The organism is Streptomyces sp. NPDC111606, from assembly GCF_055656945.1.
The window spans coordinates 360,628-378,937 of sequence record NZ_JBVKBY010000012.1 but is presented as its reverse complement, the minus strand read 5'-3'; the positions used below and the strand labels follow the sequence as shown (position 1 = coordinate 378,937).

Annotated in this window: 15 protein-coding genes; 4 read left to right on the top strand and 11 right to left on the bottom strand. The window is 70.7% G+C overall.

Features of this window, described 5'->3' with window-relative positions; translation table 11 throughout:
- Positions 1–636: 636 nt before the first annotated feature.
- Positions 637–1,680, top strand: a complete 1,044-nt coding sequence (trpS, locus tag ACZ7M7_RS36360; protein ID WP_472124478.1) for a tryptophan--tRNA ligase — start codon at positions 637–639, stop codon at positions 1,678–1,680.
- A 41-nt stretch (positions 1,681–1,721) separates the two neighbouring features.
- On the opposite strand, the gene proC is transcribed toward trpS, so the two are convergent.
- The 6 genes from proC to ACZ7M7_RS36330 all read right to left on the bottom strand — a co-directional run bounded on the left by proC (position 1,722) and on the right by ACZ7M7_RS36330 (position 6,236).
- Positions 1,722–2,534 carry a pyrroline-5-carboxylate reductase gene (gene proC, locus ACZ7M7_RS36355; protein ID WP_328880102.1) on the bottom strand — a complete coding sequence of 271 codons (813 nt, stop codon included), beginning with the start codon at positions 2,532–2,534 and terminating at the stop codon, positions 1,722–1,724.
- 132 nt (positions 2,535–2,666) lie between these two features.
- A complete protein-coding gene (locus ACZ7M7_RS36350) occupies positions 2,667–3,455 on the bottom strand; it encodes an ABC transporter permease (RefSeq protein ID WP_383629436.1) in 789 nt (262 codons plus the stop codon).
- Positions 3,452–4,255: an ABC transporter ATP-binding protein gene (locus ACZ7M7_RS36345; RefSeq protein WP_472124474.1), complete on the bottom strand. Its 804-nt coding sequence runs from the start codon at positions 4,253–4,255 to the stop codon at positions 3,452–3,454. The genes ACZ7M7_RS36350 and ACZ7M7_RS36345 overlap by 4 nt, the downstream gene beginning before the upstream one ends.
- A 186-nt stretch (positions 4,256–4,441) precedes the next feature.
- Positions 4,442–5,212, bottom strand: coding sequence for a class I SAM-dependent methyltransferase (locus ACZ7M7_RS36340; protein ID WP_472124471.1), 771 nt, complete (start codon positions 5,210–5,212; stop codon positions 4,442–4,444).
- Positions 5,213–5,331: 119 nt separating this feature from the next.
- The gene (locus tag ACZ7M7_RS36335) at positions 5,332–5,835 is read right to left on the bottom strand and encodes an EamA/RhaT family transporter (protein WP_472124468.1); all 504 of its coding nucleotides are present in this window, start codon (positions 5,833–5,835) and stop codon (positions 5,332–5,334) included.
- Between the two features lie 68 nt (positions 5,836–5,903).
- Complete coding sequence (locus ACZ7M7_RS36330) at positions 5,904–6,236, bottom strand: SH3 domain-containing protein (RefSeq protein WP_472124466.1); 333 nt, start codon at positions 6,234–6,236, stop codon at positions 5,904–5,906.
- Between the two features lie 181 nt (positions 6,237–6,417).
- On the opposite strand from ACZ7M7_RS36330, the gene ACZ7M7_RS36325 reads away from it, so the two are divergent.
- Positions 6,418–8,553 carry a serine/threonine-protein kinase gene (locus ACZ7M7_RS36325; protein ID WP_472124463.1) on the top strand — a complete coding sequence of 712 codons (2,136 nt, stop codon included), beginning with the start codon at positions 6,418–6,420 and terminating at the stop codon, positions 8,551–8,553.
- Positions 8,554–8,636: 83 nt separating this feature from the next.
- Here ACZ7M7_RS36325 and ilvD read toward each other — a convergent pair whose 3' ends face one another.
- The 4 genes from ilvD to ACZ7M7_RS36305 form a co-directional block, all read right to left on the bottom strand.
- Positions 8,637–10,490 carry a dihydroxy-acid dehydratase gene (gene ilvD / locus ACZ7M7_RS36320; RefSeq protein ID WP_472124460.1) on the bottom strand — a complete coding sequence of 618 codons (1,854 nt, stop codon included), beginning with the start codon at positions 10,488–10,490 and terminating at the stop codon, positions 8,637–8,639.
- A gap of 140 nt (positions 10,491–10,630) precedes the next feature.
- A complete protein-coding gene (locus tag ACZ7M7_RS36315) occupies positions 10,631–11,257 on the bottom strand; it encodes a TetR/AcrR family transcriptional regulator (protein ID WP_472124458.1) in 627 nt (208 codons plus the stop codon).
- A complete protein-coding gene (locus ACZ7M7_RS36310) occupies positions 11,254–12,078 on the bottom strand; it encodes a sugar phosphate isomerase/epimerase family protein (protein WP_383617246.1) in 825 nt (274 codons plus the stop codon). Before ACZ7M7_RS36310 ends, ACZ7M7_RS36315 begins: the two co-directional genes overlap by 4 nt.
- 835 nt (positions 12,079–12,913) lie before the next feature.
- Positions 12,914–13,846 (bottom strand): Ppx/GppA family phosphatase, encoded by a 933-nt coding sequence (locus ACZ7M7_RS36305; protein ID WP_383610799.1) that lies wholly within the window; start codon positions 13,844–13,846, stop codon positions 12,914–12,916.
- A gap of 74 nt (positions 13,847–13,920) precedes the next feature.
- Here ACZ7M7_RS36305 and ACZ7M7_RS36300 point away from each other — a divergent pair, with 74 nt between their 5' ends.
- Complete coding sequence (locus ACZ7M7_RS36300; protein ID WP_472124455.1) at positions 13,921–14,799, top strand: DUF3109 family protein; 879 nt, start codon at positions 13,921–13,923, stop codon at positions 14,797–14,799.
- Between the two features lie 23 nt (positions 14,800–14,822).
- Here ACZ7M7_RS36300 and ACZ7M7_RS36295 read toward each other — a convergent pair whose 3' ends face one another.
- Entirely contained in the window at positions 14,823–16,622 is a 1,800-nt protein-coding gene (locus ACZ7M7_RS36295; RefSeq protein WP_472124453.1) for a BACON domain-containing protein, read from the bottom strand.
- A 210-nt stretch (positions 16,623–16,832) separates the two neighbouring features.
- On the opposite strand from ACZ7M7_RS36295, the gene radA reads away from it, so the two are divergent.
- Complete coding sequence (gene radA, locus ACZ7M7_RS36290; protein WP_383610790.1) at positions 16,833–18,242, top strand: DNA repair protein RadA; 1,410 nt, start codon at positions 16,833–16,835, stop codon at positions 18,240–18,242.
- Positions 18,243–18,310 lie beyond the last annotated feature (68 nt).

Genomic DNA, 18,310 nt, shown 5'->3' with positions numbered 1-18,310 from the left:
CTCTCGGGCTTTCCTCCGGGCGCTTCCCTTCGGTCTTGCGTTTCCGACTCTATCAGACCTTTTCTCGATCCGATTTCCTCGGTGCTTTCCAGGTTTCCGCTCTCGCGTTTCCCTTTCCGGCGTTTCCGACTCTATCAGATCCTTTCGGGCCTGACCCCCAGTCAGCGGGGCTTGTCTTCCCGGCCGTTGGGCCGTTCCGACGAGTGAGACTTTAGCGGATTCCTCGCTCCCGAGCTAATCGGGGGCTGCGTTCTGTCGAACGCGGATTCCTCATTCCGTAAATACGCATGCCAATGAAACGACGGCAGACAGATCGACTGTCGTCGAATAGTTGTTGGTACTTGCGGAGTGGCTGTCCGGGGACCGACCGGAGTCGGCGCTCACGTCGGACAACTCGGAGAACACTACGGATCGGCCCTGGGCGTGTCAACTTCGCTCCTGACGGCACCCTCGGGGCGTAGTCTGGGGCGCATGACGACGCGTACGTACACCCAGCTGTGGTGGGCCGCCTGACGGCGGCCGTAGTTACGTATGCACTCAACGGCCGCCGCTTCGGCGGCCGTTCTCGTTTCTCCCTCCGGAGCTCCAGAGGGTCGGCCGCCGGGACGGCGGTCTCGACCAGGAGGTGGAGTAGAGATGACGCGGGTCTTCAGTGGGGTCAAGCCGACCGGGCATCTGACGCTGGGGAACTACCTGGGGGCCATGCGGCGGTGGGCTGCCGTCGATCAGCACCAGGCTGACGCGCTGTTCTGCATCGTCGATCTGCACGCGCTGACCGTGGACCACGATCCGGCGCGGGTGCGCAGGCTGAGTCGGCAGGCGGCGACGCTGTTGCTGGCGACGGGGCTGGATCCGCAGCTGTGCACTGTCTTCGTACAGAGTCATGTGGATGAGCACGCGCGGCTGTCGTATGTGCTGGAGTGCGTGGCCACGGACGGCGAGATGCGGCGGATGATCCAGTACAAGGACAAGGCCGCGCGGGAGCAGGCGCGGGGCGGGAGCGTGCGGCTGTCGCTGCTCACGTATCCCGTGCTGATGGCCGCGGACATCCTGGCGTACGGGACCGATCAGGTGCCGGTCGGGGACGATCAGACGCAGCATGTGGAGCTCGCGCGGGATCTTGCGGTGCGGTTCAACCAGCGATACGGGCATACCTTCGTGGTGCCTCGGGCCACGCCTCCGCAGGTCGCGGCTCGGGTGATGAACCTGCAGGATCCGACGTCGAAGATGGGTAAGAGCGATGACTCCGGGCCAGGGATCGTCTATCTGCTCGATGAGCCCGATGTGGTGCGGAAGAAGGTCATGCGGGCCGTGACCGACAGCGGGCGGGAGGTCGTGTACGACCGGGCCGCTCAGCCGGGAGTGGCGAATCTGCTGGAGATCCTCGCGGCCTGCACAGGTGGGAACCCATCGGAGCTGAGCGGTGTATATGAATCGTATGGAGCTTTGAAGTCAGCGACCGCGGAGGCTGTGGTCGAGGTCCTCAGGCCCGTGCGGGACAGGCACAGCGAGCTGTGCGCGGATCCTGGCTATGTGGAGGGGGTACTGCGGGATGGAGCGGAACGGGCTCGGGCGATGGCCCGGCCGGTCGTGGATGCCGCCTATCGCGCGATCGGGTTGCTGCCGGCTACTGCAGCCGCGGCTGCGACAGCGGCTGCCGATATCGAGGTGACCGCCTAGGGGGCGCGCTGGGCCGCCCTCTTGGACGGGCGGCCGGCGCGTCAGGCGTTGTTTCCGGAGGCCAGCTCGCGGCTGCGGTCGCGGGCTGCTTCGAGGGCGGCGATGAGAGCGGCTCGCACGCCGTGGCTCTCGAGTTCGCGGATGGCGTTGATGGTGGTGCCGGCGGGGGACGTCACGTTCTCGCGGAGCTTGACGGGGTGTTCGCCGCTGTCGCGGAGCATCGTCGCGGCGCCGATCGCGGACTGGACGATCAGGTCGTGCGCCTTGTCGCGAGGCAGGCCGAGAAGGATGCCGGCGTCGGTCATGGCTTCGACCAGGTAGAAGAAGTACGCCGGGCCGGAGCCGGAGAGGGCGGTGCAGGCGTCCTGCTGAGACTCGGGGACACGCAGCGTCTTGCCGACGGAGCCGAAGATCTCCTCGGCGTGGGCGAGGTCGGCTTCGCTGGCGTGGCTGCCGGCGGAGATGACGGACATCGCCTCGTCGACGAGGGCGGGGGTGTTCGTCATGACGCGGACGACCGGGGTGCCGGCGGCGAGGCGGGACTCGAAGAAGGAGGTGGGGATACCTGCGGCTCCGCTGATGACCAGGCGGTCGGCGGGCACGTGTGGGGCGAGTTCGTCGAGGAGGGTGCCCATGTCCTGCGGCTTGACCGTGAGGATCAGGGTGTCGGCGGTCTTGGCGGCTTCCGCGTTGGTGACCGGGGTGACTCCGTGGCGAGCACGGAGTTCTTCGGCTCGTTCCGCGCGGCGGGCCGTCACCAGGAGGTCGGCCGGTGCCCAGCCGCCGCGGATCATTCCGCTGAGCAGGGCTTCGCCGATCTTGCCGGTGCCGAGGACTGCGACTTTCTGGGTCATTGGCTGGGGTGCCCTCCGGAGGTTGCGTTGTCCGGGTTCATCCTCCCACCAGGGGCACCCTTCGAGGTGGCGAGTCCAGTGGGCGGACGGGGCCGGGCAGACGGGCCGGACGCCGGGCCCGGCCCTGGGCGGTCATGCCGTCCTGCGCCGCAGGGTTGCCGCACCCAGGCCTAGGACCAGCAGGGCACAGCCCGCCACGATCAGGGCGTCGCGTACGAAGGTGGCGGTCATGTCGGTGTGCTTGAGGACTTCGTTCATGCCGTCGACCGCGTAGGACATGGGGAGGACGTTAGAGATGGCCTCGAGGGCGGGGTGCATGTTGTCGCGGGGGGTGAAGAGGCCGCAGAGGAGGAGTTGGGGAAAGATCACGGCCGGCATGAACTGGACGGCCTGGAATTCGGAGGCCGCGAAGGCCGAGACGAAGAGACCGAGCGCGGTGCCGAGCAGTGCGTCGAGCAGCGCCACGAGGAGGAGCAGCCAGGGGCTGCCGGTGACGTCCAGGCCGAGAAACCAGAGGGCGAGTCCGGTCGCCAGGGCGGACTGGATGATCGCGAGGGTGCCGAAGGCGAGGGCGTAGCCGGCGATCAGGTCGCCCTTGCCGAGGGGCATGGCGAGGAGGCGTTCGAGGGTCCCCGAGGTGCGTTCGCGCAGGGTGGCGATGGAAGTGACCAGGAACATCGTGATCAGCGGGAAGATCCCCAGGAGGGAGGCGCCGATGTTGTCGAAGGTGCGCGGGCTGCCGTCGAAGACGTAGCGCAGCAGGAACAGCATCACGCAGGGGATGAGGACCAGCAGCGCGATGGTGCGCGGGTCGTGGCGGAGCTGGCGCAGGACGCGGGCGGCGGTGGCGGTCGTGCGGGCAAGGCTCAGTGCTCCGGTGGGGGCCGGCCGGAGCGTGGTGGTGCTCGTCGTCGTGGTCATCGCGTGGTCTCCTTCGCGCGGGCGGCCGCGGTCGCCTCGTCGACCAGGTGCAGGAAGGCCGCCTCGACCGTTTCGGAGTGCGTACGGGCGCGGAGGGCGTCCGGGGTGTCGTCGGCGAGGATCTGGCCCTCGCGCATCAGAAGGAGGCGGTGGCAGCGCTCGGCCTCGTCCATGACGTGGGAGGAGATGAGGAGGGTGGCGTTGCGGGAGGCCGCGATGTCGTGGAAGAGGCTCCAGAGATCGCGGCGCAGGACCGGGTCCAGGCCGACCGTCGGTTCGTCCAGGACGAGGAGTTCGGGGGTACCGAGGAGGGCGACCGCCAGGGAGACGCGGCTGCGCTGGCCGCCGGAGAGGTTGCCGGCCAGGGAGTCGGCGTGGCTGGTGAGGTCGACGTCGGCGATGGCACGGGTGACGTTCTCGTTGCGCCGGTCGGCTGCCGCGTGGCCGGGGTCGAGGATCGCGGCGAAGTAGGCGAGGTTCTGGCGGATCGTCAGGTCGTCGTAGACGGAGGGAGCTTGGGTGACGTAGCCGATACGAGTGCGCAGGGTGGGGTGGCCCGCGGGGCTGCCGAGCACGTCGAGGGTGCCGGTGACCTTGGCCTGGGTGCCGACGATCGCCCTCATGAGCGTGGTCTTTCCGCAGCCGGATGGGCCGAGCAGGCCGGTGATCTGGCCACGCGGGACGGTGAAGTCGAGGTCGCGGAGGACCGGGCGGGTGCCGCGTACGACGTTCAGGGCCTCGGCTCGGATGGCGGGGGTGTCGGGTGGTGGGTCGGAGCGGGCGGACGAATAATTCATCATACGATGAATAATCCTCCGGCGGAACTTCGGCGTCAAGCGCCGGGGAGGACCGGCGGTCGGGTGCGGGAGGCATAGGAGGGGGCGGGCACATAAGTGGCCCGCCCACGCCGGATCGGGGGGGCGGGGCGGGCGGTAGTGAGGGGTCGTGGCCGGCGGTCGTTGGTCGCTGGTCGGTCGGCGCGGGGGTCAGGAGGTGGTGGCGATGAGGAGGTCGACGTCGTAGGTCTCTTCGATGATTCCGTCCGGGAAGGTGTCGAGGAGGAGGCGCTTTTCCTCGGTGAGGAAGGCGGTGCTCGCCTCCGTGCCGTGGACCAGGAAGAGCGAGTGGCTGCCGAGGTTCGCGAGGTGTGTGTCAACGGGGACGCGACGGCTCCAGCGGACCTTGTGGCCGGTGAAGTCGAGGAGGCCGGTGGGGTCGGAGAGGGCGGATCGAGCGCCGCTGCCGTTCTGCTCGACGGCGGGGTGGGTGCCGAAACCGCGCTCGATACGGACTGCCTGTGCGGCGTGCCAAGGGATGTCGAGCGGGGTGGTGTTCCACCACAGGGCGAGTGCGCCACCGGGGCGCAGTACGCGCAGGGCCTCCGGCACGGAGTGGGTGGGGTCGGTCCAGTGCCAGGCCTGGGCGTAGGTGAGGAAGTCGGCGGAGGCTGCGGCGAGGGGGAGGGCGTTGCCGTTGCCGCGGACGATCGGTATGTCGGGGTGGGTGCGGCGGAACTGGGCCGCCATGCCGTCGCCGGGCTCGACGGCCAGTACGGCGGCGCCGCGCTGCTGGAGGAGCTCGGTGGCGATGCCGGTGCCCGCGCCCACGTCCACGACGCGCGCGCCGGTGAGGGAGCGGCCGGCGAGCTCTTCGATCGCGTCGAAGAGGGCGGGCGGGTAGGAAGGGCGGTTCGCGGCGTACTGGGCTGCGGCCGCGTTGAAGGAACGGGCTCGGTCAGCGTGAGAAGGGGCCGTCATACGGCCATGGTGGCCTTGGTCGGTGCGGTAGGCACCGACTTTGACGAGAGGAGGTGGGGTGGGCCGCACACCCCGCGTGGCGACACGTTGTAAGTGGTCGGAGGTGCGGGGCCCCATGACTACCCCCGGCGGCGCTTCCTCGCTGGGTTGCCTGTGCGGCGGGTGGTGCGGTTCTCGTGTTGTTTGCGGGCCGCCTCGTATTCCTCGCGGTGGAGTTTCTCGCCGGGGGCCTCGGTGAGGGAGCGGAAGAAGTAGGCGAGGAGGGAGCCGACGAAGCCGATGGTCAGGAGGCCGCGGAGGGAAGCCTGGCGGTCGAGGTCGGGGCGCTTGGTGAAGCCGTCCCAGGTGTGGCGGAACGCGAGGGCGCTGCAGATCGCGAACATCACGACCATCAGGAGGGTGACGAAGCTGCCGATGTCGGCGATCTGGAGTCCCTGGTAGGCGAAGCGCAGCACCAGGCAGGAGGCGACCGCGGTGGCGAGGGAGCCGGCGGACACCGCGATGCGGCGGGCGGTGTAGCCGTTGTCGTGGTCGACCCAGGTCGCGCCGAAGAAGCGCAGAGGCTCGGGGCGGGGGCCCGTGGAGCCCGCGGTGGTGTCCGGGGTGCCGTTCGTCTCGCTCACGCGTCGATTATGGCTCCGGCCCGGCCGCGGGCTCCGTACGGGTTCCCGGATACCGGGAACTGTTGTGGTCAGGACGAGCAGCGGGGGCGGACGTAGCCGTCGCTGCCTGTCCTGACGAAGGCGTCCGAGACGTACTCGCCGCTGGCGATGCTGTCCCAGATGTTCGTCGTGCCGTACGGGCCTGTCACGCGTGTGCCCGTTGTCTGGCAGTAGATCGCGACCCGGATTCCTTCGGACAGGACCTTGATGATCGGGTAGCTGGTGCCGGGGCCGCTGCGGACGTTGAGACGGACGCCCGGCGCGACCGGGTAGTAGGGCACGGCCGCGGCCGCCATCGTGACGGCCGCATCCGCGGCCTTTTCCTCGCCGCCGTCCAGCAATTCGACACGGTCAACAGACATGAGACTTCCCCCCGTTGATCCCCATGACCCTCATGGGGTCCCGTTGATTCCCCTAAATCACGCCATGAAACAGAAGTTCACAACTCGAACGCGGAGACTAGCAAGCCGCCTCTGTCTCGTACGAGTCATCGACTAGGCTCCGTGCGTCGCGCGCGCGGACGAACAGCACGGGGGTGGTCCCATGGCGCCACAGCAGAACGCCGGAGCGGGCACGGAAGCGGAACTTCCCGAGTACGCCGGTCACTACCGGCTGGAGTCCCACCTGGGGGCCGGCGGCATGGGCGTCGTGCATCTCGCGCGGAGCACGTCGGGCATGCAGCTCGCCGTGAAGGTCGTGCATGCCGAGTTCGCGAAGGACCCCGAGTTCAGGGGGCGGTTCCGGCAGGAGGTGGGGGCGGCTCGCAGGGTGAGCGGGGCCTTCACCGCGCCGGTGGTGGACGCCGATCCGGAGGCCGAACGGCCCTGGATGGCGACGTTGTTCATCCCCGGGCCGACCCTCTCCGACCAGGTGAAGCGGAACGGGCCGATGGAGCCGGCGCAGTTGCGGCAGCTGATGGCCGGGCTGGCGGAGGCGCTGCGTGACATCCACCGGGTCGGGGTGGTGCACCGGGACCTGAAGCCGAGCAATGTGCTGCTCGCCGAGGACGGGCCGAAGGTCATCGACTTCGGCATCTCTCGGCCAAAGGACAGCGAGCTGCGGACCGAGACCGGGAAGCTGATCGGCACGCCGCCGTTCATGGCGCCGGAGCAGTTCCGGCGGCCGCGGGAGGTCGGGCCGGCCGCCGACATCTTCGCGCTGGGGTCCGTGATGGTGCATGCGGCGACGGGACGGGGGCCGTTCGACTCCGACAGTCCGTACATCGTCGCCTACCAGGTCGTCCATGACGAGCCGGACCTGACGGGCGTACCGGAGAATCTCGCGCCGCTCATCGGGCGGTGCCTCGCCAAGGAACCCGAGGACCGTCCCACGCCGGACGAGTTGATGCGGGAGCTGCGCGCGGTGGCGGCCTCGTACGACACGCAGGCGTTCATACCGGCGCAGCGGACGGGGGATTCGCCCAAGCCGGAGCGGGGTTCCGCGGAGCCCGGGCCGCAGCCGGAGCCAGGGCCGGCGGCGACGAGAAAGCGTCTGCTCAAGCGGGCAGCGCTTGTGGCAGTGTCCCTGGCTCTTGTCGTCGGCGGCGGAGTCGCCGCAGTGCAGCTGATGGACGACGTCCCCGCAGAGCGTCCGAGCAGGAGCGGGAGCGGCAGCGACGGAGCCGCCTCCGCGGCGGCGCGGTTCGAGCCCTGGGCCGTCAAGCCGGCCGGGCAGGGGAAGGGCCTGCCCAGATGCACGTACGAAAGACCCGGGCTGCTGTGTACGCAACCGGGGCTGATCAGCTCACTCGATCCCACGGACGGCAGCGTGCTGTGGCGGCACGACCTGGCCGAGGGCGATTCACCCGGCGGCCCGCCGACGCTCTCCGGTGGGCTGGCGCATGTGCTGACGCACGCCGGCAGGCGTCTGGGGGCGCTCGATCCCGCGACGGGCAAGTCACGGTGGCACCTGGACGTCTCCGCGTACCGGGGATTCCGGTTCGCGGGCGGCATGCTGCTGCTCAGCGGTGCCGATGGGCAGATGACCGGTGTCGACAGCGCGTCGGGCAAGACGAAGTGGTCGCGGGGGATCCCGGGTCTGAGCGAGGCGTACGTCGTGTCGTTCCCGAAGAGCCCGTGGGTTCTGGTGTCGAGTACGTCCGCCGACGGGGACCGGACGCGCGTCATGGCGGTCGATCCGAGTACGGGGGATGTGCGCTGGGACGTACGGCTCGACGGCGATCTGACTCCCGTCGGGGTCACCGGCGACGATGTGTTCTTCCTTGCGGGCGGCGGTGACTACGGCGAGGCGAAGGCCGTGGTCCGCTACAGCCCGGAGTCCGGGGCCGAGCGGCGCGTGGACTTGCCCGTTCCGGTCGTACAGGCGCAGGCCGGCGTGCACGACGGGGTGGTTTATCTGCTGGGCACCGGTGGGTCGCTGGTGGCGGTCGACACGCGTGCGGGCAAGCAGTTGTGGTCGCTGGAGACAACCGTGAGCCAAGGCTCGGCCCCCGTCTCGGACGGCCGGCGCGTGTACTTCAGCGCCGCCGACGGACGCCTGCTCGCCGTCGACGCCGCCGAGGGAAGGCTCCTCGGCCAGACTCCCCCGCGCCTCAGCGCGAACTCCGCGGAGGCCACAGCCGCCTTGCCCACACCTGGCCTGGGCGACGGCGGGATCTACGCCACCGCCCCCGACGGCACCGTCTTCGCCGTGGACGCGCGTACCCCGTCCGCCTGGTGACGGCGAAGGGGCCGCCTCCGCAGAGACGGCCCCTCGCGGAAGCCTCGTCGTACCTGGCGGCCCCTCAGGGCCCTCGGCGGGGCTCAGCCCAGCTTGGTCACGTCGCGCACCGCGCCCTTGTCCGCGCTGGTCGCCATCGCCGCGTACGCCCGCAGGGCCGCCGACACCTTGCGCTCGCGGTTCTTCGGAGCGTACGCCCCGTTCAACGCCTGCTCACGGCGGGCGAGTTCCGCATCGTCGACCAGCAACTCGATCGAGCGATTAGGGATGTCGATGCGGATACGGTCGCCGTCCTCGACCAGGGCGATCGTGCCGCCGGACGCGGCCTCCGGGGAGGCGTGGCCGATGGACAGGCCGGAGGTGCCGCCGGAGAAGCGGCCGTCGGTGATCAGGGCGCAGGTCTTGCCGAGGCCGCGGCCCTTGAGGAAGGACGTCGGGTAGAGCATCTCCTGCATGCCGGGGCCGCCCTTGGGGCCCTCGTAGCGGATGACGACGACGTCGCCGTCCGTCACCTGTTTGTTGAGGATCTTCTCGACGGCCGCTTCCTGCGACTCGCAGACGACCGCCGGGCCCTCGAAGGTCCAGATCGACTCGTCCACACCCGCGGTCTTGACCACGCACCCGTCGACGGCGAGGTTGCCCTTCAGGACCGCCAGGCCGCCGTCCTTGGAGTACGCGTGCTCGGCGCTGCGGATGCAGCCGCCCTCGGCGTCCTCGTCGAGCGCCTCCCAGCGCTCGGACTGCGAGAAGGCCTCCGCCGACCGGACACAGCCCGGGGCCGCGTGCCACAGCTCGACCGCCTTCGGGGAGGGCGAGCCACCGCGCACGTCCCAGGTCTTCAGCCAGTCCGACAGGGACGGGCTGTGGACGGCGTGCACGTCCTCGTTCAGCAGGCCGGCGCGGTGCAGCTCGCCGAGCAGGGCCGGGATGCCGCCGGCGCGGTGCACGTCCTCCATGTAGTACGTGCGGTCCTTGGCGACGTTCGGCGCGACCTTCGCCAGGCAGGGAACCCGGCGGCTGACCTCGTTGATCTGCTCCAGCCCGAACGGAACGCCCGCCTCCTGGGCGGCGGCCAGCAGGTGCAGGATCGTGTTGGTCGAGCCGCCCATCGCGATGTCGAGGGCCATGGCGTTCTCGAAGGCCGCGAAGGTGGCGACGTTGCGCGGCAGGACCGTCTCGTCGTCCTGCTCGTAGTAGCGGCGGGTGATGTCCATGACCGTGTGGGCCGCGTCCTCGTACAGGGCTTTACGGGCCGTGTGCGTGGCGAGGACCGAGCCGTTGCCGGGCAGGGACAGGCCGATGGCCTCCGTCAGGCAGTTCATCGAGTTGGCGGTGAACATCCCGGAACAGGAACCGCAGGTCGGACAGGCGTTCTCCTCGATACGGAGGATGTCCTCGTCCGAGATCTTGTCGTTCACGGCGTCGGAGATCGCGTCGACCAGGTCGAGCGTACGGACCGTGCCGTCCACCAGCGTGGCGCGGCCGGACTCCATGGGGCCGCCGGAGACGAAGACCGTGGGGATGTTGAGCCGCAGGGCGGCGTTCAGCATGCCCGGGGTGATCTTGTCGCAGTTGGAGATGCAGATCAGGGCGTCGGCGCAGTGCGCCTCGACCATGTACTCCACGCTGTCCGCGATGAGATCCCGCGACGGCAGGGAGTAGAGCATCCCGCCGTGCCCCATCGCGATGCCGTCGTCGACGGCGATGGTGTTGAACTCGCGCGGGATACCGCCGGCCTCGGTGATCGCCTCGCTGACGATCCGGCCGACGGGCTGGAGGTGCGTGTGACCGGGCACGAACTCGGTGAAGGAGTTCGCCACCGCAATGATCGGCTTCCGGCCGATGTCCGCACCGGGTACACCGGAGGCGCGCATAAGGGCGCGGGCGCCCGCCATGTTGCGGCCGTGGGTGACTGTGCGGGACCTCAGCTCGGGCATCGTCGCTCGCTCCTTCAGGGACAGCAGAGACTGCGATCAGAGACTTCTGACTGCTAACGAGCGTACGCCGGTCATCCAGAGGGCGGGACGGGGTGTCCGAAATGCGGGACGCATGTCTCGCGGAACAGCCATCTGCCACGTCACCGCCCGGTGAGGTGCCCCTGCACGACGGGCGCCACGCGCACGATGATCTCCTCCACGTCCACCGAGGCGATCGGCTCGATCTTGATCACGTACCGCATCATCGCGACGCCCACCAACTGCGCGGCGGCGAGCTCGGCGCGCAGCTCGGCGTCCGGGGAGTCGATCTCGCCGGCGATGCGCCGCATCAGCTGGGCCGAGACGAGCCGCCGGAAGACGGCGGCAGCGGCCTCGTTGTTGACCGCGGACCGGACGATGGCGAGCAGCGGCTTCCGGGACACGGGGTTCTCCCAGAGCCCGAAGATGACGCGGGTCATGCGCTCCCCAGCATCGTCGAGGGGTCCTTCCAGCACCACGTCCCGCACCTTGAGAGCGGGGGCGAAGGCGACCTCCACCGACGCCTCGAAGACCTGCTCCTTGGTGCCGAAGTAGTGGTGCACGAGCGCCGAGTCCACGCCGGCCGCCTTGGCGATGCCGCGCACGGACGTCTTCTCGTAGCCCCGCTCGGAGAACTCCTCGCGGGCGGCGTTCAGGATGCGGTCGCGGGTGTCCGCGGATTCCGTACGAGGGGGCCGGCCCCGGCGTCGGGAGCCCACCCCGCCCTGGCCCGAGGTGACGCCGGTCACGGCCGGGACACCTTCATCGCCGAGGCCAGATGCAGCCGCGTGAAGGCGAGGGCCTCGGCGAGGTCGGCCTCGCGTTCGGCGCTGGACATCGCGCGGCGGGTGTTGACCTCGATGACGACGTGACCGTCGAAGCCGGTCAGGGCGAGCCGCTCCAGCACCTCGGCGCAGGGCTGGGTGCCGCGGCCCGGGACGAGGTGCTCATCCTTCGCCGACCCCTTGCCGTCGGCGAGGTGGACGTGGCCGAGCCGGTCGCCCATGCGGTCGATCATCTGGAGCGCGTCGCTCCGGGCGGTCGCCGTATGGCTGAGATCGATCGTGAAGTGCCGGTAGTCGTCCTTCGTCACGTCCCAGTCGGGGGCGTACGCGAGCATCTCGCGGTCGCGGTAGCGCCAGGGGTACATGTTCTCGACGGCGAACCGCACATCCGTCTCATTCGCCATCCGCCAGATTCCCTCGACGAAGTCGCGGGCGTACTGGCGCTGCCAGCGGAACGGGGGGTGTACGACGACGGTGCTCGCGCCCAGCTTCTCGGCGGCCGCCTGGGCTCGCTGGAGCTTGGTCCAGGGGTCGGTGGACCACACGCGCTGGGTGATCAGCAGACACGGGGCGTGGACGGCGAGGATCGGGATGCGGTGGTAGTCGCTGAGCCTCCGCAGTGCCTCCATGTCCTGGCTGACCGGGTCGGTCCACACCATGACCTCGACACCGTCGTACCCGAGGCGCGCGGCGATCTCGAAGGCCGTCGCCGTCGACTCCGGATACACGGAGGCCGTCGACAGGGCGACCTTCGCATCCGGGATGCGCACCACTGGTTCTGCCACGGGGACAGCGTACGGGGCGGTGCTGGGCGTCGGAGAACTGGTGGGGGTGGGGGGTCCGGGAGGGGTTGCAACCGGCCATGTGTGCGAACTGGGGGTATGCCGGGGGGGTGGAGTCGGGGGGTGTGGCGGGGTTCACGCCGCGCGGCCGGTTCGTTCGGGGGCGGCGGCGTGAGCGGGGGCTTGGTCGTGCGGGGTGCGGCCGGCATCGCTGCCCTTCTCGCCCCCGCCGCCCCTACCCGTCCCACCTCCAGGGGCTCCGCCCCTTCAACCCCGCCAGGGGGCTCCGCCCCCTGCACCCCCATCGGCCTGAACGGCCTCGTCCTCAAACGCCGGACGGGCTGAAATACCTGGTCCGGCGCCGAGAAGTGCCGCCGGCATGGTGCGTAGCCACCTGCGGGTGGGTGAGGGCTAGGGAGGGCACAGCCCTCGCCCCGGATGCCGGACGAGCGAGACTGCCTGGACCGGCGTCGCACAGCAGCCGTGGTGGCGTACCAACGCGGTGCCGCAGTCGCCCACGGCGGCAAGGGCACAGCCCTCGCCCCCTGACACCGGACGGTCCGGATTGCCGGGACCGGCGTCGCACAGCAGCCGTGATGGCGCACCCCCGCGGCGCAGCACCCGCGTACGGCGGCAAGGGGACGTGCCGGGGGGTGTCCGCCCGCAGTGGCCGGCGTCAAGAAACGGCACCACCCTGCCCGACCCCCACCGCCGGTCCGAGGACGGACACCCCCCGGCACGGCCCCGACCCACCCACCGAACCCCAGGCGCTACGCGAACCCCCACCACACAGCCACAGGCCGCCGCAGGCACCCCCGCCCAACCGCCGAAGGCCCCGTCACTCCACGGACATGTGATCCAACTTCCGCAGAATCACGCCCTCCCGCAACGCCCAAGGACAGACCTCCAGCGTCTCCACCCCGAACAGATCCATCGCCCCCTCGGCCACCAACGCCCCCGCGAGCAGCTGCCCCGCCCGTCCCTCGGAAACCCCCGGTAGTTCCGCCCGCTGGACCACCGTCATCCCTGCGAGTCGGGGAACCCACGCCTCCAAGGACTCCCGCTTCAGCTCGCGCTGGGCGTACAGGCCGTCCGCGGAGCGGGCGGCGCCGGCGAGGCGGGCCAGCTGCTTGAAGGTCTTGGACGTGGCGACCACGTGATCGGGCGCGCCGAACCGGGTGAATTCGCCGACCGTACGGGCGATCTGCGCCCGGACGTGCCGCCGTAGCGCACGTATGTCCTCCGGCTCCGGCGGATCACCCGGCAGCCAGCCCGCCGTCAGCCGCCCCGCCCCCAGCGGCAGCGACACCGCCGCGTCCGGCTCCTCGTCCATGCCGTACGCGATCTCCAGGGACCCGCCCCCGATGTCCAGCACCAGCAGCTTCCCGGCAGACCACCCGAACCACCGCCGCGCGGCGAGGAAGGTCAGCCGAGCCTCTTCCGCACCGGTGAGAACCTGCAGCTCAACCCCGGTCTCCTCCTGCACGCGGGCGAGCACGTCATCGGCGTTGGTGGCTTCCCGCACCGCGGAAGTCGCGAACGGCAGCACCTCCTCGGCGCCCTTGTCCTCGGCGGCCTGCAGCGCCCCGTGGATGACGCCGATCAGCTTGTCGATGCCCTCGGGACCGATGGCCCCGCTGTCGTCGAGGAGTTGGGCAAGGCGCAGTTCCGCCTTGTGCGAGTGCGCGGGCAGCGGGCGCGCGCCGGGGTGCGCATCCACCACCAGGAGATGCACCGTGTTGGATCCAACGTCGAGGACACCGAGTCTCATGTACGGAACGCTACTGCCACCTGGTCGATCCTCCGTCCTCGAAGCCGCAGGTACGGAAGCCGTACCCTGGACCCGTGCCAAAGACGAAAAAGGCGAAGAACGACAAGACGGCCAAATCAGCCAAGGGTTCTTCGCAGGCGAAGGCAGCCACGAAGTCGAAGAAGCCCACGAAGCCCACGAACCCCGCGAAGCCCGCCCAGGAACCGGACGAGAAGGGGCTGGACTTCGCACGCGCATGGGTGGAGTTCCCGGATCCGGCGGACGACGAGCAGGTCTTCCGGTGTGATCTGACATGGCTGACCTCCCGCTGGAACTGCATCTTCGGCAGCGGCTGCCAGGGCATCCAGGCAGGCCGCGCGGCCGACGGCTGCTGCACGCTGGGCGCGCACTTCTCCGACGAGGACGACGAGAAGCGGGTCGCCGAACATGTGGCAAGGCTCACGCCGGAGATCTGGCAGCACCATGACGAGGGCACGGAGCACGGCTGGATCTCCGAGGACGAGGACGGCGACCGCCAGACCCGCCCCTTCAACGGCTCGTGCATCTTCCAGAACCGCCCCGGCTTCGCGGGCGGCGCGGGCTGCTCGCTGCACATCCTCGCCCTGAAGGAGGGCCGCGAGCCGCTGGAGACAAAGCCGGACGTCTGCTGGCAGCTGCCGGTCCGGCGGACGTACGAGTGGATCGACCGGCCCGACGACACCCGGGTGCTGCAGGTGTCGATCGGTGAGTACGACCGTCGCGGCTGGGGCCCGGGCGGCCACGACCTGCACTGGTGGTGCACCTCGGCGACCTCCGCGCACAGCGCCGGCGACCCGGTGTACGTGTCGTACCGGCCGGAGCTGATCGAACTGATGGGCAAGGCGGGCTACGACCGCCTGGTCGAGCTGTGCGAGGAGCGGCTGGCGTCGCAGCTGCCGTTGCTGGCACCGCATCCGGCGGATCCCGTCGGCTGACGGACCTGGCAGGGACCGGCGGCCTACGACCCCGACGGGCTCGGGTCGCCGCTCCCGCTGGGCGGCGGCGTCGAGCCCCCCGGCTCGGACGGGCCGGACTCGGACGGGCCCGACTCGGACGGCTCGCCCGGTGTGGGCGGCGGGTCGGATGGCGAGGGCGGCGGGTCGCTGGGAGTCGGGTCGGTCGGAACGGGGGTCGTCGGCGTCGGATCGGGCCCCGAGGACGAGGGCGGCGGCTCGCTGGGCGTTCCGGGGTCGGTCGGATCGGTGGGCTGGGGGTTGCTGGGATACGGGCCGGGGCCCTGTCCCGGGCCGGAAGGGCTCGGGGCGGTGCCGTAGCCCTCGATGGAGACGAGGGCACCGGCGGGTGAGATCGCCAGCCGCGCGCTCCAGTACCCGGACGGCTCCCGCAGATGGTCGACGTACACCTTGATCGTCAACGACTCACCGGGCGCCAGCGTTCCCGCCGACTGACTCAGATAGAGCCAGTGCGCACCGGTGCTCGCGGACCAGCGCACCGGCATGCGCCCCGTCGCCCTGAGGGTGACGAGCGTGGTGTCGCCGCTGCTGCCGGCCGACACCTCCAGGCCGCCGACGCCCGCCCCGCGCGCGCCGCTGACGCTGACGACCTCCACGGAGACGTCCGGTTCGCCGCGGTCGCCGAAACTGTCACCGCGTCTGGTGCTCGCATTGCCCGCGTTCTCATAGCCGTCGCCCGCGGCCTCCCCGTCGAGGCTGGCGGGCCCCTGCGCCTCGCTGGCGCTGGCCGAGCTGCCGTCGACGCCCTCGCCGGTCGGGGTGCCCCGGTAGGCGGCCCACAGGGCGATGACGGGCGCGGCGACGACGGTGGCGACGACGGTCGTGGTCACGGCACGCGCGCGCAGCCGGTCCCTGCGGGCGGCACGATCCTTCGGGTCCATCGGGAACCCGCGCCGGTCGAAGCGCGGCACGGCCACGCCCCGCGCGCGTGGGGCGTGCGCGAGGGCCATGTGCAGGGCAGCGCGGGGCGCCTGAAGGACGGGCAGTTCGGCGGGGGTGACGGCCGCGCCGGGCCACCGGCCGGGGATCGCGCGCTCGGCGGTACGGCGGCAGCGCGGGCAGTCGTCGACGTGCCGGACGAGCTCGCGGCGCAGGGCCGTGCCGAGCACGAGCTGGTTGTCGCCGGTGAGCCGGGCGACGCCCGGGCAGGCGCCGGTCTCGACGACGGCGAGGGCCGCGCGCGTGCGCTCGACCTCACAGGCGGCGGAGGCGAGCAGCTCGCGGGCGGCGGCAAGGTCCATGCCGAGGACGGCGGCGACCTCGTGGGTGGCGAGGTGGTGGCGTACGGCGAGTTCGAGGGCCTCGCGCTGCTCCGGGGTGGTGCCGGCGGCCTCCGGCCAGGCCAGCAGGGCCAGTTCGCGGCGCCGCTGCTCCTGGACCTCCTCGGAGACGGCCGACCGGGCTGCCTTTGTCCCCGCCTGCCGATGGGCGCCGGTCCGGCCCGCCGCATGGCTGCCCTGACGTTTCTGCTTGGCCTCGGCCAGCTTGCGCAGACACGCCCAGCGGGCCAGCGCGTACAGCCAGGGCCGTCGGTCCGCGGCGGCCTCCGGCACGCGCTGCCCGCGTCGTTCGGCGAGCGCGAGGACGTCGCCGAGGGCGGCGGTCGCGGTGTCGTGGTCGCACAGCACGGACAGGCAGTAGGTGAACAGCCCGTCCAGATACGGCTCGTAGCGCGCGGGCGGCCGCTGCGCGACCGTACGGGCCGCCGCGCGGTCGCGCGCCTCCCGATGTGCCCGGTGCGCGCCGGCCGTGCGGGTCGAGGTCTCCGGACTGCTGCTCATCATTGGTGGACCGTAGGCGGCCCCGGGTGGCGCCTTCTCCCTGCTTGAGCAGTTTTACTCCGTACGGGTGAAACGATCCCTCAATAGGGGACAGGAGTCCCGGATTCCGTGGTTTGTGCATGACGAAAAGGCCCCGAGCAGGCATTGCACCGACCCGAAGCGGCTGCGCACAGCCGTACGGCGTTGTCAGTGGGCTCGGTTACGGTTCATCGCATGGCTGCCCGTACCAAGTCCACGAAGGACCGCCCGTCCTACCGCTGCACGGAGTGCGGCTGGCAGACGGCCAAGTGGCTCGGCCGCTGCCCCGAGTGCCAGGCCTGGGGGACGGTCGAGGAGTACGGCGCGCCCGCGGTCCGTACGACGACGCCGGGGCGGGTGACGACGTCCGCGGTGCCGATCGGGCAGGTCGACGGACGGCAGGCCACCGCGCGGCCCACCGGCGTGCCCGAACTGGACCGGGTGCTCGGCGGCGGGCTGGTGCCCGGCGCCGTCGTCCTCGTCGCGGGCGAGCCCGGCGTCGGCAAGTCCACGCTGCTGCTGGACGTGGCGGCCAAGTCGGCGAGCGACGAGCACCGCACCCTGTATGTCACCGGCGAGGAGTCGGCGAGCCAGGTGCGGCTGCGCGCCGACCGCATCGGCGCCATCGACGACCACCTGTATCTCGCGGCCGAGACCGATCTGGCCGCCGTGCTGGGCCACTTGGACGCGGTGAAGCCGTCGCTGCTCATCATGGACTCGGTGCAGACCGTGGCCTCCCCGGAGATCGACGGCGCACCGGGCGGCATGGCCCAGGTCCGCGAGGTGGCCGGCGCCCTGATCCGGGCGTCCAAGGAGCGCGGGATGTGCACACTCCTTGTGGGGCACGTCACGAAGGACGGCGCAATCGCCGGACCCCGCCTCCTCGAACACCTCGTGGACGTGGTGCTCAGCTTCGAGGGCGACCGGCACGCGCGCCTGCGTCTCGTACGAGGCGTCAAGAACCGCTACGGCACGACGGACGAGGTCGGCTGCTTCGAACTGCACGATGAGGGCATCACGGGCCTTGCCGACCCAAGCGGACTTTTCCTGACCCGTCGTGCCGAACCGGTCCCCGGTACCTGTCTGACGGTCACCCTGGAGGGCCGCCGCCCCCTGGTGGCCGAAGTTCAGGCGCTCACCGTCGACTCGCAGATCCCCTCACCCCGGCGCACGACGTCCGGCCTGGAGACGTCCCGCGTCTCGATGATGCTGGCCGTCCTCGAACAGCGCGGCCGGATCAGCGCCCTCGGCAAGCGGGACATCTACTCCGCGACAGTGGGCGGAGTGAAGCTCTCGGAACCCGCCGCCGACCTCGCCGTGGCCCTCGCCCTGGCCTCCGCCGCGAGTGACACACCTCTCCCCAAGAATCTCGTCGCGATCGGCGAGGTGGGCCTCGCGGGCGAGGTCAGACGGGTCACGGGCGTGCAGCGCAGACTCGCCGAAGCGCACCGGTTGGGCTTCACGCACGCCCTCGTACCGGGCGACCCGGGCAAGATCCCTGCGGGCATGAAGGTGCTGGAAGTGGCGGACATAGGGGACGCGCTGCGGGTCCTTCCGCGCTCGCGTCGCAGAGAGGCCCCACGGGACGACGAGGACCGCCGGTAGACTTTGCCCAGGTCTCGCCCGTCCGTGCGAACAGAATGTGCGAAACGGGGGCGCCCCAGAACCTGCGA